Here is a 23,587-nt window from a genome sequence, read left to right on the forward strand (position 1 = left end):
TCAGCGCTTGTGGTAGAGCGCCTTGTGCAGGAACCGCGGCTCGGAGGTCACCGAGATCCCGAGGTTGCGGAAGATGTCCTCGTCCACCGTGCCCAGGATCGTGGTGGTGTGCACATCACAGCCGGCCAGGCTGCGCAGCTGGTCGATCGCACGGCGGGCGTTCTCGTCGCTCGAGGCGGAGACCGACAGCGCGATCAGCACCTCGTCGGTGTGCAGGCGGGGGTTCCGGGAGCCCAGATGCTCCGTCTTCAGAGTCTGGATCGGCTCGATCGAGGAGGGGGAGAGCAGCTGCACGGAGTCCTCGAGCCCGGCCAGGTGCTTGAGCGCGTTCAGCAGCATCGCCGCCGAGCAACCCAGCAGGGGGGAGGTCTTGCCGGCGACGATTGTGCCGTCGGCCAGCTGGATCGCGGCGCCCGGCTCTCCGGTGCGGGCCTCGACCGCGAGGGCGGGCTCCACCACGGCGCGGTCGCTGAGCGAGCAGCCCGCCTTGGACATGATCATCCCGATCCGCTGGGAGACGACGTCTTCCTCGTCGTTGATCCGCTCATGCATGAGCGCCTTGTAATAGCGGCGGATGATCTCCTGGCGCGACGCCTCGCGGCACACCGCGTCATCCACGATGCAGTCGCCGGCGAGGTTCACCCCCATATCGGTGGGGGAGGCGTAGGGAGAGTCGCCCGTCAGCCGCTCCAGCAGTGTGCGCAGCAGCGGGAACACCTCGACGTCCCGGTTGTAGCTGGTGACCTGCTTGCCATAGGTCGCGAGATGGAAGGGGTCGATGAGGTTCAGATCATCAAGATCTGCCGTCGCTGACTCATAGGCGAGGTTCACCGGATGCTCGAGCGGCAGGTTCCAGATCGGGAAGGTCTCGAACTTCGCATATCCCGAGCTGATCCCGCTCTGATGGTCGTGGTAGATCTGCGAGAGGCAGGTGGCGAGCTTGCCGGAGCCCGGCCCCGGCGCCGTCACCACGATCAGGTCCCGGGTGGTGTGCGAGTACTCGTTCGCCCCGAGGCCCTGCGCGGAGACGATCCGCTCGGTGTCCTGCGGGTAGCCGGGGATCACGGTGTGCCGGGCGACGTTCAGGCCCAGCCGCTGCAGCCGCTCGATGAAGGCATGCGCGACGTGGTTGGAGTCCTCCAGCTGGGTGAGCACCACGTTCTCCACCAGGAAGCCATGCTCGCGGAACACATCGATGAGGCGCAGCATGTCGTCCTCGTAGGAGATGCCCAGATCTGCGCGGACCTTCTGCCGCTCGAGGTCCTTGGCGTTCAGGCACACCAGGATCTCCAGCTCATCCTTCAGCCGATGCAGCATCGCGATCTTGTTGTCCGGCGTGAAGCCTGGCAGCACTCTCGCGGCGTGGTGGTCATCGAAGAGCTTGCCGCCCATCTCCAGGTACAGCTTTCCGCCGATCTCCTCGCGGCGCTGCTGGATGTGCCGCGACTGCAGCTCGATGTACTTCTCGCGATCGAAGCCGATCGCGGCAGCGGCGGACGGGGAGCTGGGACGAACATCCGGAACGGTCACCCCGGCACGCTAGCACCGTCCCGCTGCGAAGATGCGGGGGCGCCTCGATGTGGCTCCGGGAGCGCGCGGGAGTCGATCGGAGCAGAGTCGCACTTCGGGCGCGATTCGGACGGGATACGAATCGACAGTCGTTCAGGAGAGCTGCCGGCGGTGATGCGCCATGGGGCTTGCATGGCCTGCGAACGTCGGACATGATTTCGGGCACCCGACGTTCCGCTCATAGTTGATTCGAATCGATGAGTCTTCTCAGATATGAGACGACGAAGTCAGACCTCACCGTCGGAGCTGTCACGGGATGACCCACGACTCCCCTCACCCCACCCAAGGACACCCATGCCCATGAATACCAGCCCCCTGCGCGTCACCGTCTGGGGCGAGAACCGCCACGAGCAGCGCGACCCGCGCGTTCGAGAGCACTATCCCGAAGGGATGCACGCCGCGATCCGCGACGGCATCGTCGAGAACCTCGGCGACGAGGTGACCACCCGCTTCGCCCTCCTGGACGATCCTGAGCATGGGCTCAGCGAAGAGGTCCTCGCGGCGACCGACGTCCTCACCTGGTGGGGCCACATGGCCCACCACGAGGTCTCCGACGAGGTCGCCGAGCGGGTCCAGAAGCATGTGCTGGCCGGCATGGGCCTCGTGGTCCTGCACTCCGGCCACTGGTCCAAGCCGTTCATCCGGCTGATGGGCACCACCTGCACGCTGCGCTGGCGCAACGAGGCCGACCGTGAGCTGGTCTGGACCGTGAACCCCTCACATCCGATCGCCGAGGGCGTACCGCACCCGATCGTCATCCCCGAGCAGGAGATGTACGGGGAGCACTTCGACATCCCGGTGCCCGATGAGCTGGTCTTCGTCTCCTCCTTCAGCGGGGGAGAGGTGTTCCGCTCCGGCTGCACCTTCCGGCGAGGCAAGGGCAAGATCTTCTACTTCAGCCCCGGTGACCAGGACTATCCCGTCTATCAGCACCAGGCGGTCCGGCGCGTGATCGCCAACAGCGTGCAGTGGGCCCGGCCGGCGGTCGCCGACCGCCAAGTGCCCTTCCTGGACCGGTATGAGACCGAATGGTTCACCACCGGCGCCGTCGGCCAGGGCGTGGGCGACGCCGCAGCAGCAGGGAAGAGCGCATGAGCACGCACACCGCCGCAACAGCACCAACCCCCGTCCCGGTCGTCGTGATCGGCGCCGGCGGCATGGGCCGAGCGTGGATCAGCACGGTGTTGCGCAGCGACGCGGCCCGGCTGGTCGGGGTGGCTGACCTGCTCGAGGGAGCCGCGGAACGCGCGGTCTCCGAGGTGGTGCCCGAGGAGCAGCAGGCCGGGATCGTCACCGGGACCGACGCCCTCGAGGTCGCCCGGCGCTCCGGCGCGGAGGCGGTCATCGACGTGACGATCCCGGCCGCCCACCACGCCGTCACCGCGGACGCCCTGCACGCCGGATTCCCGGTGCTGGGGGAGAAGCCGTGCGCTGCGACCCTCGCCGAGGCGGTCTCGCTCGCCGGCCATGCGGAGGCCACCGGGCAGCTGTTCATGGTCTCCCAGTCCCGGCGCAACAACCCCCACCTGCACGAGGCGCGGCGCCTGGCCGACGAGCTCGGCGGTGCCGGCATCGTGGACACCCGCTTCTACAAGGCGCCCCGCTTCGGCGGCTTCCGCGACGAGATGGATCACCCGCTGATCGTGGACATGGCGATCCACGCCTTCGACGCCGGTCGGGTGCTGGTCGACGGCAATCCGCTCGCCGTCACCGCCGCCTCCTACAACCCTTCCTGGAGCTGGTACGCCGGAGACACCGCCGCCACGGTGACCATCACCTACGACAGCGGGACCGTGCACACCTTCGCCGGCTCCTGGGCCGCACCGGGCGCCGAGACCAGCTGGAACGGCGACTGGCGGATCAGCTGCGAGCAGGGGAGCGTGCTCTGGGACGGCGAGACGCCGCCGGCCTCCCACGCGGCCGGGGCAGAGGCGGCAGAGGCTGTCCTCGGCCGCGCGCCGGACCCGGACGCGCGCTGGGAGCTGGCAGACTCACTCGATCGATTCTGCGCGGCGCTGCGGGGCGGCCCGGTGCCGGACTCCGAGGTCCATGCGAACGTGTGGACCCAGGCGATCGTCGAGGCGGCCGTGCACGCCGCAGACACCGGGACGCGGGTGCAGCTCGCGGACCTCCTCGAGGAGGCGCTCGCCGCAGCGCGTGCCCTGGACTCCGCCGACGGGCGCAGCTCAGCACTGCTCTCGTGGAACACTGGAACCTCAGGGCTGAGCATCGGGTGAGCACATCCGGGGAGGGAGACCGGGCGTGGCGGTGAGGAAGACAGCGGCGAGGGCGAAAGCCCCGACGAGCCAGGACGTCGCTCGGCTCGCCGGCGTCTCCCAATCCACCGTGAGCTATGTGCTCACCGGCTCCCGCCCGATCTCCGAGGAGACCCGTGTCCGGGTCGAGGACGCGATCGCCAAGCTCGGATATCACCCCAACTCCGGCGCTCGCACCCTGCGCTCCCGGCGCAGCGGCGTGATCGGCCTGATGGTCCCCGAGACCGGGGCTGACGATGGAGTGCTGATGGTCTTCATCGCGGCGATCGCCCGCGAGGCCCGCCGACACGGCTACGACATCCTGCTGGTCACTGCGCAGGAGGGAGCGGCAGGGATTCGGCGGGTGGTCCGCACCGGGGTGTGCGAGGGCCTGATCCTGATGGAGCTGGACCGGTTCGACGAGCGCGTCGCCCCGGTGATCGACTCCGGGCTGCCCTTCGTGACGATCGGCAAGCCCGAGGAATTCCCCCAGGGATCCGTCGTGGACCTCGACTTCGAGATGCTCGGTCACATGGTCGTGGAGCGGACCCTCGAGGAGAGCTGTGATCGGCTGCTGCTGTTCGGCGCGCCGGACCGCAGGCGCTCCCGCAATGACGTCTCCCGCTTCCTCACCGGGATCGAAGCCGCCGCAGAGGAGGCGCAGCTGGACGTGGTGCTCGACGCCGGAGAGCTCGCCAACGTACCGGACAGGGCGCTGCGGATCACCCTCCCCAACCAGCGCACCGCCCTGTTCGGCATCACCGGGGTGCGGCAGGTGCTGTTCGCGATGGCCGCCACCGGCGCACTGGTGGACGAGACGCGACTGCTCATCGGGCTCAGCGGCGAGTATCTGGCAGATATCAGTCCGCTGCTGGCCGCGGTGCCGCAGATCGATCCTCGCCGCGTGGAGATCAGCGAGCTCGCCGTCGGAGAGCTGGTGCGCCTGCTCCAGATCGACGGCGCCGGGCCACGGATCACACTGGTGGAGCCGCGCTGGCTCGACGGCTGATCAAGCGCTGAGCGGCATCGCACCGGACCGCCACATCAACGTCGTCACCGCCCACGCCGGCAGGACGATGCCGAACACCGGCACCAGCCCGGGAACGGTCTGGGCCACCCAGATCGTGGCGGCGAGCAGGACTGCGGTGAACAGTGCGATCGATGGCCGGCGCAGCAGCAGCACCAGACCCATCCGCAGCACCCGGCCGATGGGGTCGGCGAAGTGGGCGGCCAGCGGCCACACCACGGAGCTCAGCAGCACCAGCACCACCGTCAGCACCACCACCAGCCCGCTCACCAGCGGAGCGATGGACCCCAGTGCGACGCCGGTCAGCACCGCGCGGTCCAGGGCGAGCAGCAGCCATCCCAGCAGCAGCGCCCCGCCCAGGCGGTGGGCCCGCCAGAACTCCGTGCGCCAGGCACCCCAGAACTCGGTCCAGAGCCCGGGCCGGGCGCGAGGGCGCTCACCGGTCTCCTCGGCGATCTGCTCGAGCCGGTCCTCCCGCAGCACGGTGCACAGCGCTGCCGTCGCGGGCAGCGCGCCGAACACCACGGCGCCTGCCAGAGCGCCGAGCACCCACAGCAGCTGCAGCAGGAACAGCCGCAGCGCCAGCTCCCCGAGCACCAGGTGCCAGCGCACCAGCTGAGGCATCAGCCTCCCCGGTCGCGCCGGTGTCGCGATGCTCATCCCTTCACCGACCCGATCAGCACGCCCTTCTCGAAGTACTTCTGCAGGAAGGGGTACAGGATGATGACGGGCAGCGTAGAGACGATGATGACCCCGTACTTGATCTGATCCGCGTAGCGCTGCCCGTAGGCGCCGCCGGAGCCGCCAGCGCCCCCGGCGCCCCCGGAGAAGGCCTGGTTGGACAGCAGGATGTCTCGCAGCACGATCTGGAGCGGCTGTTTGTCGTAGTCCCGCACGAAGATCAGCCCGGTGAAGAAGTCGTTCCAGTGCTGCACCAGGTAGTACAGGCCGATCAGGGAGATCAGTGCTTTGGACAGCGGCAGCGCAATGGTGGTGAAGAAGCGGAAGTAGTCCACGCCGTCGATCATGGCGGCCTCGAAGAGCTCCTCGGGCAGGGAATTCTCGAAGAAGGCCCGCGCGATGATCAGGTTGAACACGTTCAGGGCCGAGGGGAGGATGAACACCAGCCAGTTGTCCAGCAGGCCCAGGTCCCGGTACAGCAGGTAGGTGGGGATCAGGCCGCCGTTGAAGAACATGGTGAAGGCGAAGATCAGCATGAGCGGGCGCCGGGGCCGGAACTCACGCCGCGAGAGCGCATAGGCCGCAGGGAGGGTCACCACCAGGTTCAGCGCTGTGCCGACCACGCTGTAGACCAGTGTGTTGCGGTAGCCGACCCAGATCCGTGTGTCCTCGAAGATCTGCTGGTACCCGAAGAAGCTGATGTTCTTGGGCAGGAAGGAGACCCTCCCGGTTGCCACTGCCGTCGGATCGCTGATGGAGGCGATCATGACGAAGTACAGCGGGTAGAGCGTCGCGAACAGGACCGTCGCGCAGATCAGGGCGATCACGACGGTGAAGACCATGTCATTGCCCGTCAGGCGCCGGCCCAGACGGCGCGGGGAGCTGCGGGCGGCAGCGCGTTCAGTCGTCTCAGTCGTCTCGGTGGTCATGGGGCCCCTCACCACAGGCTCGTGTCGGAGGCGCGCTTGGAGATCTGGTTGGCGATCACCAGGAACGCGAAGTTGATGATGGTGTTGAACAGCCCGATCGCCGTGGAGTAGCTGAACTGGCTGGAGAGGATGCCGATCTTGTAGGTGTAGGTCGCGATGACCTCCGAGACCGGGAGGTTCAGCGTGTTCTGCATCAGGAACACCTTCTCGAAGCCGGTGTTCAGCACACCGCCCATGTTCAGGATCAGCAGGATGATCATCGTGGGCACCAGGGCCGGGATGTCGACATTGCGGATGATCTGCAGCCGTGAGGCGCCGTCGATGCGTGCCGCCTCGTACAGCTGGGTGTTCACCCCGGCCAGCGCCGCGAGATAGATGATGCTGTTCCAGCCGGTGTGCTGCCAGATGTCCGAGAGCACGTACACGGGGACGAAGGCGCTGGTGCTCCCGAGGAAGTTGACGTCCTCCAGGCCGAAGAAGGCGAGGAAGCGGGTGATCAGGCCGGTGCTGGGGGAGAGGAACACCTGCAGCATCCCCACGATCACCACGATCGAGATGAAGTGCGGCAGGTAGGTCACCGTCTGCACGATCCTTCTCAGCCGCGAGTGGAGGATCTGGTTGATCACCAGCGCCAGCGCGATCGGCGTGAGGAAGCCCAGCACCAGCGTGGCCAAGCTGATCATGACCGTGTTGCGCATGAGGTCACCGAACAGCGGGCTCTCGAAGAACTGGATGAAGTACTTCAGCCCCACCCACTCTCCACCGGTGAGCCCCTTGGCGAAGTCGAATTCACGGAATGCCAGCTGGATCCCGTACATCGGCACATAGGCGAACACGATGAGGAACCCCAGCGCGGGCGCCAGCATCACCCACAACTGCCAGTACCGGCCCAGGTGGCGACGCACCTTCGAGCGCGCTCGGGACTTTCTCTCCGCGGAGGACGGGGCGCCGTCGGGCCGCTGCCTGCGCGGGCCGGCCGACTCCGACACCGCATCCATGGTGGTCCGGGCGCTCACGACGTGGACTTCATGTAGTCGTCGTAGTACTTCTGCCGCGTCGCGATGTTCTCGGCCACGCCGGTCTCCTCGATCGTGGCCACGTACTCGTCCCAGCCCTCGTCGATGCCGCCTGAGGTGACCCACTCGGCGAATCGGGTCATCGCGGTGTTCATCAGCGTGGTGTCCACCAAGCTCATGGCATTGAGGTCCTCCTTGCTCATCTTGATGAACAGGCCCGGGTAGACGTCGGCCTCGAGATCCATGTTGTCGATCGCAGGCTGCAGCGGCACGGACTCGTCCACCGCTTCCTGGAGGTCGGTGGGCAGCTCGACCTCGATCGTGTCCCGGATCCACAGGGGCCCGTTGTCGGCGAGGGTCGAGGTCCACTTCCAGGTCGACGGGTCCGTGCCATCAGCCGCAGGCAGCACCTTGTAGGAGTTCTCACCGGTCTTCTCGATGTTCGGGCCGATGTCCCCGAACAGGACCTGGATCGAGATCTCCTGGTCGTAGAAGGTGTCGATGACCTTGAGCGCGGCATCCTTGTTCTTGGAGTTCGCGGAGAGCGCCACCTGGTTGCCCGGGAAATTCTCGCCGTACTGGTCGAAGCTCCAGGTGACCGGTTCGGACTGGCCTGCCGCGTGCTCGAGCACCCCGATCGCCTCGTACTGCTCGTAGATCTCGGGTCCGAACCTGTCCGAGCGGGTCCAGCCCCAGGTGAAGCCGACGCTCGCCACGCCATCACCGGGGCCACGGGCCACCGACTGATACGCGGAGTAGTCCTGGGTCATCACCTCGCTGGAGAGCAGTCCGGCTTCCTGGCAGCGGGCGAGGAAGGTGACCACCTCGCGGTAGCGATCATCCGTGAGGAAGTTGCCGACCACACCGTCCTGCAGGTAGTAGCCCTGGCCACCGCCGCCGGCGAGGGGAAGGCCCATGCTGCCCAGCAGCAGGATCGACTGGAAGTAGCCGAAGCCGCCGGTGCCCACCGGGCTCCAGTCCATCGGCAGCACCTCGGCGCCGGTGCCGGTCGGATCGCCCTCCTTGAAGGCGACGAGCACGTCGAACAGCTCATCCCAGCTGGTGGGCATCTCGAGGCCGAGCGTGTCCAACCACTGCGCGTTGATGTACTGGTGCTGCACGGTGGGCGGCCAGAACCGCTTGTATCCCGGTACCGACCAGATCTCGCCGGTGGGCTGGGTGGCCAGTGCCTTCAGCTCCGGCTTCTCCTCCAGCATGGCGGTCACATTGGGGAGGGCGTCGAGAGACTCGGCGAGATTCGCGAAGAGTGAGCCGTAGGTGGCGAGATCTGTGTCGTTGATGGCCTGGGTGCCGACGACCAGATCCGGGATGTCGCCGGCGGCGAGCATCGTGGACTTCTTCTGGTCCCAGTCCGCGGAGACCTCCTCCCACACGATCGGCATCCCGGCGGCTTCCTCGAGGGCGGCGGTCCAGCCCATCTCGGCCATGGGCTTGGTCAGGGCGTGCTTGACGACGAGGATCCGCAGCTCACCCTCCTTGCTGCTGGCATTCCCGCCGCAGGCGCTCAGACCGAGCGTGCTGCCGACGGCAGCGGTGGCGGCGAGCCCGCCGAGGACGGTGCGCCGACGGGGGCCGCGACGGGCAGGGGTGGGGCGGTGGATCGACATCTTTGTCTCCTGAAGGGGTGGGGTGGGGTGGGATGGATGGGACGGAGGGGTTCAGTGCTCGCGCGGGAGCCAGATGCGCATGGCGCCGGACCCGCGATTGCCCCAGCGGGAGAAGGGCGTCGTGGCGACGGTGATCTGCTTCTCGCCGGGGCGGGGCAGGTGCGCGCCGTCGGCGGAGCGGTAGAGCTCCCCGCCGTCGGGCCGGTGCAGCAGCGAGATCTCGAGGCTCCCGTCATCCCTCGCGCTCGCCGTCGCCTCGGCGGGGACGACGAGGTCATCGACCCCGATCCCGTTCGGCAGATCGACCTGCTCGAGGCAGTGGACGATCGGTCCTCGCTCGAGAGCCACGCATCCACGGGTGGCATCCACGCGGGGGTGCGAGGTCGTCCAGCGCGGGGGCATATCCAGGGTGAGCGTCATGCCGTCGACGTCCTCGAGGGCGAGCTCGAGTCGCTGGGCCGAGAGCTCCTCGTCGCGCAGAGGGCGCTGAACCCCGTCGGCCGAGGAGACCGAGCCGCTGCGCACCCAGCCCGGGATCCGCACCCCGAGGCGCGCGCCAGCGGCGGCGGTCAGCGGCGACAGGCGCAGGCCGAGGACGCCGGAGGCGGGATAGTCGGTCTCCACGTGGAGGGTGCCGGTACCCAGCTCGGCAGGGAGGGTGATGGACATGTCAGTGAGCTGGAGCAACTCGAGGCTCGGCCCCGCGTCCCCTGAGCGCCAGGCGGCGACATAGGCTCCGAGCTGGGCGATGGTGCGGGCGATGTTCGGCGGGCAGCAGGCGCAGGAGTACCACGGGCGTCGTTCGGCCGGTGCGTTCTCCTCGTCGAACCGGTCCGGCCTGCGCTGCAGCGGATTCGAGTAGAAGAAGCGGGTGCCGGTCGCGTCCAGGGAGGCGGCCAGCGCGTTGTGGATCTCCCGCTCGATGACGTCTCCGTGGCGGGGATCGTCGCCGGAGAGCATCATGCGCCAGGTCCAGTGGAGATCCGCGATGGTCGCGCAGGTCTCCGCGTAGGCACGGTCCGAGGGCAGCTCGTGGTCGTTGCCGAAGGACTCATCGCGGTGACGCGACCCGAAGGCCCCCGAGAGGTACATCTTGCGGGTGTGGACCCGATCCCACTGCTCGTCCATGACCTCACCCAGTGCGGCTTCGCCGGTCTCGAGGAAGAGGTCGCTCACGCCCGCGTTCAGGTACAGCTGACGCACTGCGTGACCGGTGGGATCCACGGCCTCCCGTACCGGCAGATGGTCCTGGAAGTAGTGGGAGCCGAAGCCCCCGCCGGGGAGGATGTCGCGTCCGCGCTGATCCACCAGGTGCTGGGCGAGTTCCAGATGGCGCTCCTCACCGGTGTGGCGGTACAGCTCCACCAGGGCGGTCTCGATCTCGGGGTGACCCGGGATGCCGTCCTCGCGGCCGGGCCCGAAGCGACGGTCCACCAGGTCCACGAAGCGCACCGCGAGGTCGAGCAGCTCGGTGCGCTCGGTGGTGCGGGCCAGCGCGATCCCCGCCTGCAGCCAATGGCCGAGCACATACAGCTCGTGCGTCCAGTGCAGCTCCGAGAACTTCTTCTCCGGCTGCACGCCCTGGATCCAGGTGTGCAGGTAGCCGCTGGGCTCCTGGGTCCGGGCGATCAGCGCGATCATCTCGTCGAGCCAGGCGTTGTGCGCGGTGGTGCCGGAGCGGCCGATCTCCCAGGCGACGGCTTCGATGACCTTGTAGAGGTCCGAGTCGGCGAAGACGAAGCCGCGATGCTTCGCGCCGGATTCCCCGACCAGCCGCCGGAAGTTGTCGATCACCCCGGAGCTCTCGAGCTGCTCGATGCAGTGGGGGATGGTGGCGGAGGCGTTCAGCTCCTGCCAGGCGCCGAGGCTGCCTCGCGGGTGCAGCACCACCTCGGAGAGATCCAGCGGGCGGAGCCCCTCATGGCGTTCGGCACGAGGGAGGGCGGGCGCCGGACGACGGGTGGAGCGCGGGGGAAGGACAGGCAACGGAGGACTCCTCATCGAGATGTGATGCAGGCCATCCTGAACGCGAGATTAAGCGATGTCAATAGGAGACACAACGTTGAAAAGAGATCCTGTCCGGTCGGTATCCGCTCCTCGGGGTCGCGGGCCCCGGAGGGCGGGGTCAGTCGCCGGTGGATGCGCGGACGATCAGCTCGAGCGGTGCGCTTTCGCGCCGGGCCGGACCGCTCTCGCCCTCCAACCGTGCGAGCAGCATCGCGACCGCCCGCTGCGCCATCTCCGGCACCCCCGGGTCCACCGAGGTCAGAGGAGGGGTGGTGAAGGCGGCTTCCTCCGTGTTGTCGAAGCCGGTGAAGGCGACGTCCTGCGGGATCCGGAGGCCGGCGAGCGAGGCGGCGCGCATCGCGCCGACGGCGGCCGCGTCATTGATGCACATGACCGCATCGAACGGGGCGCCGGAGCGCAGCAGGCCGACCATCGCCTCCAGCCCGGTCTCGCGGCGGTCCCAGTCCGTGCCCTGGATGGCCAGGGCATCGTCGACCTCGAGGCCACGCTCCGTGTGGGCCTCGAGATATCCGAGATGGCGGAGCCCTTCGTGGGAGGGCAGCCAGGGGTCGGCCACATAGGCGATCCGTCGCCGGCCGCGATCGATCAGATGCCTGGTCGCCGTGAGGAACCCTTCCTGCTCTGCCATCACCACGGCATCGATCCCCGGGGTGGGCGCGCCTCCCACCTGGACCGTCGGCAGCGCGGGGGCTGCGCCGGCGAGAAGCTCCCCGGAGAGGAAATGCGGGCAGATGATCACGCCGGCGACATCCTGGGTGGTGCGGCCCAGCACTGCATCCCGTTCCGCCGCGGCATCGAGGGCGAGCCGCAGGGTGGTGCTCAGGCCGCGCTCCTCGAGTGCGAGGATCAGCGCCTCGGCCATCCTCGCGAAGTACGGCTGGACCAGATTGGGCACCATGATCGCGATGCGCTCGGCCGTGCCCAGTGCCAGTCCGCGCCCTGCGGCCGAGGGCACATAACCCAGCTCGCGCGCAACGCGATGCACCGTCTCCCGAGTCCTCGCGGAGACCCGGATCGTCCCGTCGGTGCGCTCCGGTGCACGCAGCACATGGGAGACGGTCGCCGTGGAGACCCCCGCGGCCGCGGCGACATCGGCGAGGGTCACCTGCGTCATCTCGACCCCCAGTGCTCGACATGGCTGGCCCCGAGGGTCGACTCCGCACGGAGCAGGGTGGTCGGCACCACGGCACGCTGCGGCGCGCTGCGATCCCCGGCGGTGCGCCGGGAGATCAGCTCGATGGCGCGTCGGGCGATCTCGGGCAGGTCGAGGTCGACAGTGGTCAGGGAGGGGGTGGAGAACCGTCCGTCGTCGATGTTGCCGTAACCGGTCAGAGCGACCTGGGCTGGGACCTCGAGCGCCCTGTCATGCAGCAGCGACAGAGCGCCGATCGCGAGCTCGTCATCGGCGCAGACCAGTGCCCGGGCCCAGGGATGCCGCTCCAGGGCGAGTGCTGCCAGCGCCCGACCGGCCGCGCGATCGGCGACGTGGGTGGAGCGAGATCCGGGACGGGCCTCGGGGCGGAGCACGGGCGCGTCGGGAAAGGAACGGGCGAGCTCGTCGAGGAAGGTGTCGGGCAGCTCCGCCTCGCGGCCCAGCAGCACCACGTCATGATGATGGATCCGCTGCAGGTGCCGGGTGAGGGCTGATGCTGCGCCCGCATCATCGCTGTCGATCGAGTCCAGCACGGCGGGATCCTCAGGATCCGACGCCGTGCACAGGCCGACGACCGGACGCTCCGGGGTGAATGCTGGGGGCTCGCAGCCCCGGGGGAGCGGACCGATATGGACCACCGCGTCGAAGAGGGCGCCCCGGGAGGCGAACGTCTGCGCGATGCGTTCGCTCCGCCCGCGGGAGGGCTCGATGGAGACGCGCAGCCCCTGCCGCTCGGCCTCGATGACCAATGCCTGGGCCAGACGCGCCGTGATCGGTGCCTTGAGATCCACCAGGGACAGGCCGATCAGCCCCGTACGACCGGTGCGCAGGGAGCGCGCATGCGCATTGGGCGTCCAGTCGAGCTCCTCGATCGCCCGACGGACCCGTTCGCGGACCGCATCGCTGATGCTCGGATGGTGATTCACGACGCGGGAGACGGTCTTCGTCGACACGCCTGCTCGAGCCGCGACCTCCTTCATCGTGGGCGCCATGGTCCTCCTTGATCGCCGTGCACATGGCGCACGAGCTCACGGCGAGGATACCGCGCGACCTCGGACGGGACGGGCGGCACGGGTGAGGTGCGAGGGTCGGCTGTCCTCAGCATTCGAGGAGGCGTGACTGCTTCCACACGACTCCAATCCTTAGGGGTGCTTGGGTAGCGCATAAGATGAGCGCATGTCCGATGCGCAGCAGTCCTTCGACGCCCACCAGATCCTCGACGCGGTCCTCACCGGAGCCCCCGAGGCGAGCGGGGCGCTCGTGACCGTGCGCCCGGAGGTCCTCGCCCAGACCCGCAGCGCGTATGACGCGCTCTACCGCGCACCGCAGGCGCTCCCCGCTTCCGTGCTGCACGCGCTGGCCGCAGTCACCGCGGACTGGCAGGGCAGCGGCGTGCTCGCGGACTGGCACCGGACCCAGGGCGCCTCCCCGGAGCTGACCGCCGCCGACCCGCTCTCCAGCGATCCCGCGCTCGCCGCGCTGCGCGACCAGGTGGATCTGCTCTCGATCTCCCCGGCGCTCGCCACCCTCGCCGACCAGCAGCAGCTCACGGCCGTCGGCCACGATTCCCGCACCGTGGTGCTGATCAGCCAGCTGGTCGCCTTCGAGAGCTACCTCCAGCGGCTGGTCGCCGGCCTCGCCGCCCTGCACGGACTCGACCTGCCATCCGCCGACGCCCCGACCCGCACCCCGCGCTCTCGCGGCCGTGTCGCCGCGCACGGCGGCACCACCCCCACCGGACGCACCCGCCCTGCGGCGTTCACCCGCGACCAGCTCCAGTGGGAGCCGTGGATCGAGGTGCCCGCCGAGGACGAGCTGACGGACGAGCAGCGCGGCTCCTTCGCCTCCAAGGCGAGCGTGAACAGCGTCTACTTCCGGATGCTCTCCCTGACCCCCGGCATCACGCGAGCTCGCAGCGAGCTCGACAACGCGATCTTCCTTCCCCGCGACGGACTGCCCAAGGCCGAGCGCGAACTCGCCGCCGCCGTGACCAGCAAGGTCAACGACTGCATCTACTGCGCCTCCGTGCATGCGCGGAAGGCCGCCGGCTTCTCCAAGCGCGAGGAGGATGTCGACGCCCTGCTCGCTGTCGCCCTCGAGCGCGACGGCGACTGGATCGCTGCGCAGCTTTCCCCGCTGGCCGACGGCCAGGACGACCGCTGGAGCGCGATCATCGACGCGGCCGCCGAGCTGTCCCGCCCCCGCCCCACCCTGGGCGCCCCGCGGATCAGCGATCTGCGCGAGCTGGGCCTGAGCGATGCGGAGATCACCGACCTGGTCACCGCCGCCGGCTTCTTCGCCTGGGCGAACCGCCTCATGCTCAGCCTCGGCGATCCCTCGCTGGTCGACTCCGCACTCCCCGTCTCCGCCTGACACACTGAAGAAGGACCCATGACCACCGCCTCCCTCCGTCGCCGCACCCTCCTCGGCACCGCTCTCGTCTCCCTGCCCGTCCTCGGCCTCGCCGCCTGCGGCGAGGTCACCGTCGAGGGACAGTCCGACGCCTCCGAGCAGCTCACCGTCGTCGACGACCAGGACCGCGAGGTGGTCCTGCCCGGCCCCGCGCAGACCGCCGTCGTCGTCAACAGCTATTCCAACGAGTTCGTCCGGGCCATCGGTGCCGGCGATCGCGTCGTCGGCGTGGACCGCGCCTCCCTGGACCGCCTGCCCTATCTCGAGCTCGCCGAGGACCAGGTGATCGCCGAGGGGCTGGACCAGCTCAACTACGAGGCCATCGCCGAGCTCCGGCCCGACGTCGTGATCCTCCCGCGCAACGCCGTCTGGCAGGAGGCGCTCGAGCAGCTCTCCGCCTTCGACATCCCCGTCCTCATCGCCACCGCCTGGGACACCGAGGTGGTCGACGAGACCCTCGCCCTGCTCGGTCAGGTCTTCGGGCTCGAGGAGGGCGCCCAGGCGGTCCTCGACTTCCGTGCCGAGATCGCGGGCATCCTGGAGGAGCGTCTGACGGACGTGGAGCCGGTCCCGGTGTACTTCGAGACGGTCGAGCCGTACCTGACCACCCTGCCCGGCTCCGGCTTCCACGCCATGATCGAAGCGGCCGGCGGCTCCAACATCTTCGATGACGCCTCCGGGGGCGACGCCCAGGAGGAGCTGACGGTCGATCCCACCGAGGTGGTGCTGCGGGACCCGCAGTTCGTGATGCACGAGTTCGAGCCCTCTGCCGAACCCGTCGACCGCTTCGACGCGCTGCGCGAGGACCTCGCCGGCCGTCCCGGCTGGGCGGGACTGAGCGCGATCGCCGAGGGACGCGTCGCGATCGCCAACGGCTGGGCGACCAGCGCGCTGGGGAAGTCGATCGGCGCGCTCTACCTCGGCGCCTGGCTGCATCCCGAGGAGATGGACGGCGTCGTGCCCGATGACTACCTCACCCGCTGGGTGACCGAGTTCCAGGACACCGAACTGACCGACCCGGCCGCCTATGTGCAGGGACCGCAGGCATGACCGCGACGCTGCAGAAGCAGCCCCCGCAGGTGCCCGCACCCGCCCCGGCGCCGACGGATCCCGCGCGAGGCAGGGAGCTGCGCAAGTCGCTCGTCCTCGCCGTCGGCGTGGTGGTCTCCGTTCTCGCCCTGATCGCCGCGGTCACCATCGGCACCGCCGGGGTGGGCTTCGGCGATGTGCTCCGCTCGCTCCAGGTGAGCATCGTCGGCGGCACCATCAGCGCCGACTTCGCCTCCACCTATGCCGTCATCACCCAGCTGCGGCTGCCGCGGGTGCTGCTCGCCTTCGCCGCGGGGGCCGCGCTGTCGGTCTCCGGCGTGCTCATGCAGGGACTGCTGCGGAACCCGCTGGTCAGCCCGTTCACCCTCGGCGTCTCCCCGGCCGCGGCCTTCGGCGCGGCGCTGGTCATCACCCTGGCCGGCACCAACCAGTTGCCGGTGTGGGCGACGATCGCCGGTGCGATGATCATGGCGCTGACGGTCTCCGCCGTCGTGCTCGGCATCGCCACCGCCCGCCGGATGGCCGTGGCCACCCTGCTGCTGCTCGGCATCGCGATGACCCAGATCTTCGAAGCGCTCACCTCGGCCCTGCAGTTCACCGCGAACGAGAACACCCTGCAGGCCATCATCCGCTGGACCTTCGGCTCGGTGAACGACGCCACCTGGAACGACGTGCTGATCGTCGGCACGTTCACCGTGATCGCGATTCCGGTGACGCTGTTCTTCTCCCGGGATCTCAACGCGATCGCCTTCGCGGGGGACGATGCCGCTCGCAGCTTCGGCGTCAACGTCGGCCCGGTGCGGATCGGACTGATCGCGCTGTCGGTCGTGCTCGCTGCGGTGGTGGTCTCCTTCTGCGGGATCATCGGCTTCGTGGGCCTCGTCGGCCCGCATATCGCGCGTCTCGCGATCGGTGCCGACCACCGCCACCTGCTGCCCTTCGCCGCTCTCTCCGGCGGGCTGCTGCTGCTGGTCGCCGACGCGGTGGGCCGCACAGTCATCGCCCCGGCGGTCGTGCCCGTCGGTATCGTGGTGGCCTTCATCGGCGGCCCCGTGTTCATCTATCTCATCCTCACGCGAAGGAACACCCTGAAGTGAGTCTCTCCGTCACCGACCTGTCCTTCTCCTACGGCACCCGCAGGATCCTCGAGGACATCTCCTTCGACGTCTCCGCCGGGACGTTCTGCGCCCTGCTGGGCCCCAACGGCTCCGGCAAGTCCACGATGGTCAAGGCTCTCGCCGGGGTGCACCGCGCGAAGACCGGCCGCATCGCCGTGGAAGGTTGCGACATCGCGAGCCTCGGTCGCCGCGAGCTCGCCCGGCTCGTGGCCTATGTGCCGCAGGCGGGCGATGCCCCCTTCGATCTCACCGTGCGCGAGGCTGTGATGCTGGGCCGCACCCCGCACTTCGGGATCGCCCCCGGCGTCGCGGACCGGGCGAAGGTCGAGGACGCGATCGTGCGGATGGGCCTGAGCGACATCGCCGAGCAGTCGATGTCCGAGCTCTCCGGCGGGCAGGCTCAGCGCGCGATGATCGCTCGTGCCCTTGCCCAGGATCCCCGCGTGCTGCTGCTCGATGAGCCGACCTCTGCCCTGGACCTGCGCTATCAGATCGAGACTCTGCAGCTGGTGCGTCGGATCACCCGCGAGGAGGGCATCAGCGCCCTGATCGCGATCCACGACCTCAACCACGCCGCGCGCTACTGCGATCAGGTGATCGTTCTGCACGGCGGCCATCTGGTCGCCGACGGTGCACCGGCGCAGGCACTGCAGGGCCCGATCCTGCGTTCCGTCTACGAGGTCGACGTCGAGGTGTCCGAGCGGGATGACGCCGTCGAGGTGCGCCCCCGGGTCGACGCGGCCGGATTCACCCGCACCGGCAGCCGACTCGACGAACCGGACGTCGAGAACGCCGAGGACCCTGAGGACGCGGTGCGCCCGGACCTGGTCCCCGCCGCCCTCCGATGAGCACCGCCCTGCCGGACCGCTTCGATGCGGTGATCGTCGGCGGCGGGCCACGCGGAGTGGCCACCGTGCTGCGCACGGCAGCCCGCGTCGCCACCTCCGGCGCCGGGCCCGCGCGCCTCGCAGTCGTCGACGCGATGGCCGTCGGCCCCGGAGCGACCTGGCTGATCGACCAGCCCGCCCAGTACCTGAACAACACCCAGGCCGACGCCACGACGGTCCATCCCGACGACTCCACCCGGATGAGCGGGCCCGCCGCACCCGGGCCTGACCTGGTGGACTGGGCCCGCCGCGTCCGCGCCGAAGGCGGCCATCCGGCGGGGGAGTGGGTTCTCACCGAGGCCTCAGAGCTCACCGGGGCGACCTTCCCGACCCGGCGCCTGCAGGGCGTGTACTTCCGCGACCAGCTCGACGCCGCGATCGCCACCGGCGCGGTCGAGGTGACCGAGGTGGTGGGCCTCGCGGTCGACCTCGAGCAGCTGGGGGAGGAGACCGTCGTGGTCCTCCGTGACGGACGCCGACTGGCCGCGCCCACCGTGGTGCTCGCCCAGGGCATGGTCCAGTCGCAGCGCAGCCACGATGTCACCGCTCTGGTCGACTTCGCCGATCGCTTCGCGCTGCGCTACGTCGAGCCCGGCATGCCCGCCGAACGCACGTACACCGGTCTGCCGGCGGGCGAGCCCGTGCTGGTGCGGGGCCTGGGAGCGAACTTCTTCGACGTGATCGGGCAGCTCGCCGCCGAATGGGGCGGCGAGTTCACCCTGGTGGACGGCGATGCCCGCGGACGCCTTCGCTACCATCCCAGCGGGCTCGAACCGCAGCTGGTGGTCGGGTCGCGGCGCGGCGTCCCCTACCGATCCAAGCCCGACGGCGGCCGCTCGGTGCGTCCCTTCGTGCCGCGATGGGCGAGCGCGGAGTGGTTCGATGCACTGACGACGCGATCCGACGTGGACTTCCGCAGCGAGGTCTGGCCGGTGCTCGCCCGGGAGTTCGCCCGTGTCTACCTCGACGCCCTCACCGAGGTCGCTCCCGACGCAGTGGCCGGGGAGTGGCTCCCGGGCCTGGACGTCGCCGACACCCAGGACGAGGTCGATGCCGTGCTCTCGGGGGCGGTCCCAGATCCGCGGTGGGCCTGGACCCTCGACGAGCTGCACCGCCCCACCCACGGTGAACCGGTCGGGGAGAAGGGCTGGTCGCAGCTGGTGCGTCGGCTGATCGCCGACGAGCTGGGCTCGATGTCCGATCCCTGGCGGCACCCGCGTGCCGCGGTCAACGGCGCCATGGGGTCGCTGCGTCGCAGCATCGGCCGCCTCACCAGGCACGGCGTCTTCACCGGCGAATCTCTCGCCCGTGATGTGCTGGGCTGGTTCGACGGGGACTCCCTCGCCCTGGCCTCCGGACCGCCCGCCGAGCGGGTTCGCCTCGTGCTCGCGCTGATCGAAGCCGGGGTGGTGGAGCTGATCGGTCCCGAGCTGGTGATCGAGGCCGACGAGACCGCCGGGCTCTTCCGCGCCGCCTCACCGATCACCGGCCGCGTGGTCACCTCTTCGGTGCTGCTGGAGACCAGGATGTCCAAGGGGAGGATCCCGCAGACCAGCGATCCGCTGCTGCGCTCCCTGCTCGATTCGGGCCGTGCCCGCGTCCATGCCGTGGACGGGGTGCAGACCCACAGCATGGAGGCCACCCGCGCCGAGATCTCCGAAGACGCGCTCGGCGGCCACAACCTCGTCGCGGCCGACGGCACGGTGGATGAGTCCGTGGTCGTGCTCGGGATCCCCGCTGCGTCCACCCAGCCGGGATCCGCGATCGGCGCGACCCCCGGCGTGGCGTCACCGCTGCTGGCCGGCGCGGACGTCGCGGCCAGGCAGATCCTCGCAAGGGCGCGGGTGGGGAGCGTCGCGCAGGCGACGTGAGCTGCCGCTGCCGCTGACCGGGATCGGTCAGCTGGAGTGGCAGGCGTGCGTGCGTACGCGGGAGGAACGGAAGGTGTGCCTGCCGAGACGGCGGGGCGCCCGCTGGGCCGGGAGTGCCTGCTGGGCCGGGGCTGCCTGCCGAGTTGGTGGGGCGCATGCTGAGCTGGCGGGACGGGGGTCCGGCATGTCTCGCCGGGCCCTGTCGGGCTGCGGCGGACGTCTCTTGCCACGTCTGGGGCTCGACGCCCTGCCATCCCGCCGCCAATCTGCCCGGACAACTGGTCGTATGCCTGACTAATCCCGATGTTTGGCACATCCCGACGCTTGGTATGTCGAGAGACCTGGAATGTCCAGATGCCTGAAATGTTCAGGTGCCGGACATATCTCGCAGTGCCGATGGGCCTGGCGGCAGCGCACGGGCCCTCCCCAGAGCGAGTTATCCGGCTCTTCGCGGTTCGTGGTGAATGACCCTGCTGTGGCGGGTATTCACGCTACGGTTCTCGCGGCGCTGGTCAGCAGGATACGGGTCCGGTAGTTCTCCGGGTTGCGGAATCCGCGGCCGGTGCGTTTGATGTTCTTGATGCCGGTGTTGCCCGCTTCGACCTTCGCGGTGGTTGCGCCGGTGACGATGAGGACCTCGATCGCGTCCCACCAGGCCACGACGGTGTCGTAGAGCTTCGTCGTCTCGGGCATGTTCGCGATCTGGGCGAAGTAGCCCATCCGCATCCGTTCGTCCCAGGCCTGGGCGAGAGTGTCGGTGGCCAGCAGGCGTCGGAGCTGCTCCTTGATGCCCCAGGAGGCCGAGAGCTCGTCGGTGGGGTCGTCGGTGCGGAACACCGTCTCCAACCGCTCCCACGCCCTCGGGGTCAGGGTGTCGCCGCCGCGCAGCAGCAGCATCCGGTGGGCCCAGGCCGGGTCGTCCTTGCGGCCCCGACGACCGCGATGGGTGCGGGCCAGGCGCTGCCTGACGGTGGTGACCATGTCGTTTCCGAGCTTGACCAGGTGGAACTTGTCGACCGAGACCGCGGCGCGAGGCAGGTAGGTCCGCAGCGCCTTGCGGAACGCGGCCGAGGGATCGATCGCGACGATCTCGATCCGCTCCCGCCACAGCTCGGAACGCTGGGCCAGCCAGTCCCCGACGGCCCTGGAGTCCCGGCCGTCGACGATGCCGAGGACCTGCCCGGTGGCCAGGTCGACCAGTGTCGTCATCCACGGCTCGAACCGTCTCCAAGCGCCCTCGTCGGTGCGGAACCAGCGCACTGACCGGTAGCGGTGCTCATCGACCCCCAGACGCCTTACCCGCACGTCGTCGACGTCAGGCAGGACCACAGCGGCGGCGCTGAGGGCGGACTGGACCAGCCACCACGAGACGCCGTGGGCCCGGGCCACCTCGGAGGCTGCTCGGCCCGAGGTGATCACGGCCGAGACGACCTCTTCCCGCAGTCGGGTCGTCGAGCGTGCGTAACGAGGGATCTGCTCGGTGGCCTCGGCGAACGTGCCCCGGGCACAAGCCGGCTCCAGGCAGAACCAGCGCCGCTTGGCCCACACCACCACCGCCGCGCCAGCGACGGGAACGTCCCGGACCTGCTGTGACCGGCGGGAATGGACCTTCGTCGCCAGCACGCCGCAGGACGGACAGCCCGGCGGGACGGTCGAGGCGATCACCACCCGCCGGCCCCCGTCGGGCAGGTCGACGGCATCGATGACGCGGTAATTGGGCAAGTTGAAGATCGTGCTCGCAGCATCACGCTGCGAACCAGTACTCTCGTGCACAGGCTCGTGGTCCTCTGAGATTCGGATGTCTTGACAACACCCATCACAGCAGGACCACGAGCCGTTCTACGTCAACGACGCGACGCTCCCCATCACCACGAACCGGGAAGAGCCAGTTATCCACATTTCGTTGGCGCTTCTTGACAAATCGGCATCCATTCTAAAATGCGCCTTCCGCTGCGTCATTAAATATTCGCGTGGTCCGCAGTGTCGTATCTGTGCTGGTCAGCTCATCGGTCCTCACGGCGGGCGACGGTCATGGATCTGACCTGGGTCGTCACTGTGCCACGACATCTTTCCCGACGACCGTTCCTCCACACCTATGGGTTATCCACAGGTTCATCCCCATTTCGTTCTGACCCTTCAGTAGGCAGGGCTTGGGAATTAGTATTGGGGAATATCGCAGACGTGGTTCATGGGGTTTCTGGTGTGTGGGTGGAGGGGTTTCGGTGGGTGAGTTCGAGGAGGACCGGTTCGCTGACGCGGACGCGGCGGGCGAGCCGCCGGCCGGGATCCCTCCGCGCGAGGATGCCCCTGCCGGTGACCCGCCTGCCGGGCCCGGTGTCGGGCAGTCGTCTTCGGCCAGTCGTGGTGTGGCGCCGGAGGGGCTGCCGCAGTGGGAGGTGCGGGCGCGGCGGGTGCTGGATGAGGAGTACATCCTGGAGGAAGCGGCCCCCGGGAGTCTCGACGCGGGGCGGATGCTGGGGCTGCATCGCACGATGCGGACCCGGGCGAGTCTGCACGCGCATCTGCTGCGTCAGCTCTCCACGTTCTTCTGTGAGGACCCCGAGGTGCGGGGCCTGCTCGATGACGCGGATGTGACCGCGTTGAAGATCGCCGCGGGGCTGCGCTGCACCTACCCCCAAGCCCACGCGAAAGTCCGTGACGCGTATCTGGCGGTGCAGTGGATGCCGGTGACGTTCACGTACCTGCGTCGCGGGGATCTGCCCGAGCAGTGGCATCACTACCTGATCCGCCACACCCGGCGCCTGAGCGAGGAGCAGGCCCGGGACGTGGATGCGCATATGGCCACGATCGAGATTCCCTCGATCTCGCAGGACACGTTCGAGAAGCATGTACGGCTCGCGGTCGCCCTCGCCACCGCCGGGACTCTCCCAGCGCCGCCGTCCCGGTCACGGGACGTGGAGATCGTGGGGATCGATACCGAGACGGGAACCGCATCGTTGTTGGTGACGGGCCCGATCCCGGAGATCCAGGCCCTCGCCCACCGGCTCGATGTCGCGGCCCGCACCGTCCAGAAAGCCCAGCGCACCGCGTTAGAAGCAGGTGCCGAAGGGCCGTTGCCGTTCGATATTGATCGGGACCTCGCCGAGCGGGGCACCGCGTTGTCGCTGCGGACGCTGCGGTACGCGATCTTGACCCACTCGGTCCTGGACATCGACCCCGTCGAAGAAACTGCCAGGCCCTACAAGATCCTCGTCACCGTCCCGGCACTGACCCTGCTGGGCCAGAGTGACGCGCCCGCGATGCTGGAGGGGATGACGCCGCTGCCCGCAGAGCTCGCCCGGGAACTCGCAGCCGGGGAGAGCACCTGGCAGCGGATCCTCACCGACCCGATCACCGGCGCGTACCTGCCCGTGACCGCGCAGACCTATCAGCCCACCGCTCAGATGCGGCTCCAGCTGAGGCTGCGTCACCCGGTCTGTGCGGTGCCGGGCTGTACCCGGGCCACGGTCCTCGCGGCAGAGGATGACCACATCATCGAATACGACCATGACCACCCCGACCAGGGCGGGCAAACCTCGCTGTGGAACCTCCACCGCCTCTGCTGGCTCCACCACAAACAAAAAACCGCGGGACTGATCGACCCCGCCCGTGACCCGGTCGAGGATCCCGCCCGCGGTGACGGGACCACCACCGCCGGGCCATTGGAGACGACCTGGGATATCGGCCGGGACATTCGGATACGAGCCAGGGAGAACACCGACCTGCTCACCCCACGACTGGCGAAAATCCTCCAACGGGACTGGCGTGCCTACGAACGCGCCCACGAAGACGCGCTACGTCTCCACGCCGAAGAGAACACCAGACCCCGTCAGGAACGAGCCGCCGAGCAGCGCCGTGCCGCATGGGCAAAGGCCTACTCCCACCGCGGAGGACGCCGGATCATCCCACCCAACCCCACCCACGACGAGACCGAACCACCGTTCTAGCCCAGGCCCAGGCCCA

Annotated in this window: 18 protein-coding genes; 9 read left to right on the forward strand and 9 right to left on the reverse strand. The window is 69.0% G+C overall.

The genetic code is table 11. From position 1 onward, the window contains the following. Positions 1 to 1,530 (reverse strand): DUF1846 domain-containing protein, encoded by a 1,530-nt coding sequence (locus tag ACT3UF_RS17855; RefSeq protein ID WP_441444572.1) that lies wholly within the window; start codon positions 1,528 to 1,530, stop codon positions 1 to 3. Between the two features lie 333 nt (positions 1,531 to 1,863). Between ACT3UF_RS17855 and ACT3UF_RS17860 the strand changes: the two genes are divergently transcribed. The 3 genes from ACT3UF_RS17860 to ACT3UF_RS17870 are packed head-to-tail and all read left to right on the forward strand — an operon-like array spanning position 1,864 to position 4,833. Then, positions 1,864 to 2,664: a ThuA domain-containing protein gene (locus tag ACT3UF_RS17860; RefSeq protein WP_441444571.1), complete on the forward strand. Its 801-nt coding sequence runs from the start codon at positions 1,864 to 1,866 to the stop codon at positions 2,662 to 2,664. Continuing rightward, a complete protein-coding gene (locus ACT3UF_RS17865) occupies positions 2,661 to 3,806 on the forward strand; it encodes a Gfo/Idh/MocA family protein (RefSeq protein ID WP_444599426.1) in 1,146 nt (381 codons plus the stop codon). The genes ACT3UF_RS17860 and ACT3UF_RS17865 overlap by 4 nt, the downstream gene beginning before the upstream one ends. 25 nt (positions 3,807 to 3,831) lie before the next feature. After that, positions 3,832 to 4,833, forward strand: a complete 1,002-nt coding sequence (locus ACT3UF_RS17870; protein WP_444608453.1) for a LacI family DNA-binding transcriptional regulator — start codon at positions 3,832 to 3,834, stop codon at positions 4,831 to 4,833. Here the strand turns inward: ACT3UF_RS17870 and ACT3UF_RS17875 are convergent, their stop codons facing one another. The 7 genes from ACT3UF_RS17875 to ACT3UF_RS17905 all read right to left on the reverse strand — a co-directional run bounded on the left by ACT3UF_RS17875 (position 4,834) and on the right by ACT3UF_RS17905 (position 13,278). Continuing rightward, positions 4,834 to 5,511 carry a YesL family protein gene (locus ACT3UF_RS17875; protein WP_444608454.1) on the reverse strand — a complete coding sequence of 226 codons (678 nt, stop codon included), beginning with the start codon at positions 5,509 to 5,511 and terminating at the stop codon, positions 4,834 to 4,836. Beyond that, on the reverse strand, positions 5,508 to 6,461 hold the full coding sequence (locus ACT3UF_RS17880; RefSeq protein ID WP_441444568.1) for a carbohydrate ABC transporter permease: 954 nt from the start codon (positions 6,459 to 6,461) through the stop codon (positions 5,508 to 5,510). The genes ACT3UF_RS17875 and ACT3UF_RS17880 overlap by 4 nt, the downstream gene beginning before the upstream one ends. An 8-nt stretch (positions 6,462 to 6,469) precedes the next feature. Continuing rightward, positions 6,470 to 7,477, reverse strand: a complete 1,008-nt coding sequence (locus tag ACT3UF_RS17885) for an ABC transporter permease (RefSeq protein ID WP_441444567.1) — start codon at positions 7,475 to 7,477, stop codon at positions 6,470 to 6,472. Further along, positions 7,474 to 9,105, reverse strand: a complete 1,632-nt coding sequence (locus ACT3UF_RS17890) for an ABC transporter substrate-binding protein (protein WP_442332339.1) — start codon at positions 9,103 to 9,105, stop codon at positions 7,474 to 7,476. The genes ACT3UF_RS17885 and ACT3UF_RS17890 overlap by 4 nt, the downstream gene beginning before the upstream one ends. 51 nt (positions 9,106 to 9,156) lie before the next feature. Beyond that, a complete protein-coding gene (locus ACT3UF_RS17895; RefSeq protein ID WP_442332340.1) occupies positions 9,157 to 11,091 on the reverse strand; it encodes a glycoside hydrolase family 127 protein in 1,935 nt (644 codons plus the stop codon). Positions 11,092 to 11,230: 139 nt separating this feature from the next. Next, positions 11,231 to 12,247 (reverse strand): LacI family DNA-binding transcriptional regulator, encoded by a 1,017-nt coding sequence (locus ACT3UF_RS17900; RefSeq protein WP_444608455.1) that lies wholly within the window; start codon positions 12,245 to 12,247, stop codon positions 11,231 to 11,233. Further along, positions 12,244 to 13,278: a LacI family DNA-binding transcriptional regulator gene (locus ACT3UF_RS17905; protein ID WP_441444563.1), complete on the reverse strand. Its 1,035-nt coding sequence runs from the start codon at positions 13,276 to 13,278 to the stop codon at positions 12,244 to 12,246. The genes ACT3UF_RS17900 and ACT3UF_RS17905 overlap by 4 nt, the downstream gene beginning before the upstream one ends. A 184-nt stretch (positions 13,279 to 13,462) precedes the next feature. Between ACT3UF_RS17905 and ACT3UF_RS17910 the strand changes: the two genes are divergently transcribed. Genes ACT3UF_RS17910 through ACT3UF_RS17930 form a run of 5 tightly spaced genes read left to right on the forward strand, consistent with a single transcriptional unit; the run spans position 13,463 to position 19,624 of the window. Continuing rightward, on the forward strand, positions 13,463 to 14,659 hold the full coding sequence (locus ACT3UF_RS17910; RefSeq protein ID WP_442332342.1) for a peroxidase-related enzyme: 1,197 nt from the start codon (positions 13,463 to 13,465) through the stop codon (positions 14,657 to 14,659). Positions 14,660 to 14,677: 18 nt separating this feature from the next. Next, positions 14,678 to 15,748 carry an ABC transporter substrate-binding protein gene (locus ACT3UF_RS17915; protein ID WP_441444561.1) on the forward strand — a complete coding sequence of 357 codons (1,071 nt, stop codon included), beginning with the start codon at positions 14,678 to 14,680 and terminating at the stop codon, positions 15,746 to 15,748. Further along, positions 15,745 to 16,845, forward strand: coding sequence for a FecCD family ABC transporter permease (locus ACT3UF_RS17920; RefSeq protein ID WP_441444560.1), 1,101 nt, complete (start codon positions 15,745 to 15,747; stop codon positions 16,843 to 16,845). Before ACT3UF_RS17915 ends, ACT3UF_RS17920 begins: the two co-directional genes overlap by 4 nt. Next, on the forward strand, positions 16,842 to 17,714 hold the full coding sequence (locus ACT3UF_RS17925) for an ABC transporter ATP-binding protein (protein WP_441444559.1): 873 nt from the start codon (positions 16,842 to 16,844) through the stop codon (positions 17,712 to 17,714). Before ACT3UF_RS17920 ends, ACT3UF_RS17925 begins: the two co-directional genes overlap by 4 nt. After that, positions 17,711 to 19,624, forward strand: coding sequence for an FAD/NAD(P)-binding protein (locus ACT3UF_RS17930; protein WP_442332343.1), 1,914 nt, complete (start codon positions 17,711 to 17,713; stop codon positions 19,622 to 19,624). The genes ACT3UF_RS17925 and ACT3UF_RS17930 overlap by 4 nt, the downstream gene beginning before the upstream one ends. 486 nt (positions 19,625 to 20,110) lie before the next feature. Here ACT3UF_RS17930 and ACT3UF_RS17935 read toward each other — a convergent pair whose 3' ends face one another. Next, the gene (locus ACT3UF_RS17935; protein ID WP_444608456.1) at positions 20,111 to 21,397 is read right to left on the reverse strand and encodes an ISL3 family transposase; all 1,287 of its coding nucleotides are present in this window, start codon (positions 21,395 to 21,397) and stop codon (positions 20,111 to 20,113) included. 449 nt (positions 21,398 to 21,846) lie between these two features. On the opposite strand from ACT3UF_RS17935, the gene ACT3UF_RS17940 reads away from it, so the two are divergent. Continuing rightward, positions 21,847 to 23,571 carry an HNH endonuclease signature motif containing protein gene (locus ACT3UF_RS17940; protein ID WP_444608457.1) on the forward strand — a complete coding sequence of 575 codons (1,725 nt, stop codon included), beginning with the start codon at positions 21,847 to 21,849 and terminating at the stop codon, positions 23,569 to 23,571. Positions 23,572 to 23,587 lie beyond the last annotated feature (16 nt).

Source organism: Brachybacterium sp. AOP24-D1-21, from assembly GCF_052378665.1.
In the GTDB taxonomy this organism is placed as follows: Bacteria; Actinomycetota; Actinomycetes; order Actinomycetales; family Dermabacteraceae; genus Brachybacterium.

Bases quoted from the DNA above. Each gene is read 5' to 3' on its own strand.
- ACT3UF_RS17860 (WP_441444571.1), top strand. From the start codon at position 1,864: ATGCCCATGAATACCAGCCCCCTGCGCGTCACCGTCTGGGGCGAGAAC.
- ACT3UF_RS17865 (WP_444599426.1), top strand. From the start codon at position 2,661: ATGAGCACGCACACCGCCGCAACAGCACCAACCCCCGTCCCGGTCGTC.
- ACT3UF_RS17875 (WP_444608454.1), bottom strand. From the start codon at position 5,511: ATGAGCATCGCGACACCGGCGCGACCGGGGAGGCTGATGCCTCAGCTG.
- ACT3UF_RS17880 (WP_441444568.1), bottom strand. From the start codon at position 6,461: ATGACCACCGAGACGACTGAGACGACTGAACGCGCTGCCGCCCGCAGC.
- ACT3UF_RS17890 (WP_442332339.1), bottom strand. From the start codon at position 9,105: ATGTCGATCCACCGCCCCACCCCTGCCCGTCGCGGCCCCCGTCGGCGC.
- ACT3UF_RS17900 (WP_444608455.1), bottom strand. From the start codon at position 12,247: ATGACGCAGGTGACCCTCGCCGATGTCGCCGCGGCCGCGGGGGTCTCC.
- ACT3UF_RS17905 (WP_441444563.1), bottom strand. From the start codon at position 13,278: ATGGCGCCCACGATGAAGGAGGTCGCGGCTCGAGCAGGCGTGTCGACG.
- ACT3UF_RS17910 (WP_442332342.1), top strand. From the start codon at position 13,463: ATGTCCGATGCGCAGCAGTCCTTCGACGCCCACCAGATCCTCGACGCG.
- ACT3UF_RS17915 (WP_441444561.1), top strand. From the start codon at position 14,678: ATGACCACCGCCTCCCTCCGTCGCCGCACCCTCCTCGGCACCGCTCTC.
- ACT3UF_RS17920 (WP_441444560.1), top strand. From the start codon at position 15,745: ATGACCGCGACGCTGCAGAAGCAGCCCCCGCAGGTGCCCGCACCCGCC.
- ACT3UF_RS17930 (WP_442332343.1), top strand. From the start codon at position 17,711: ATGAGCACCGCCCTGCCGGACCGCTTCGATGCGGTGATCGTCGGCGGC.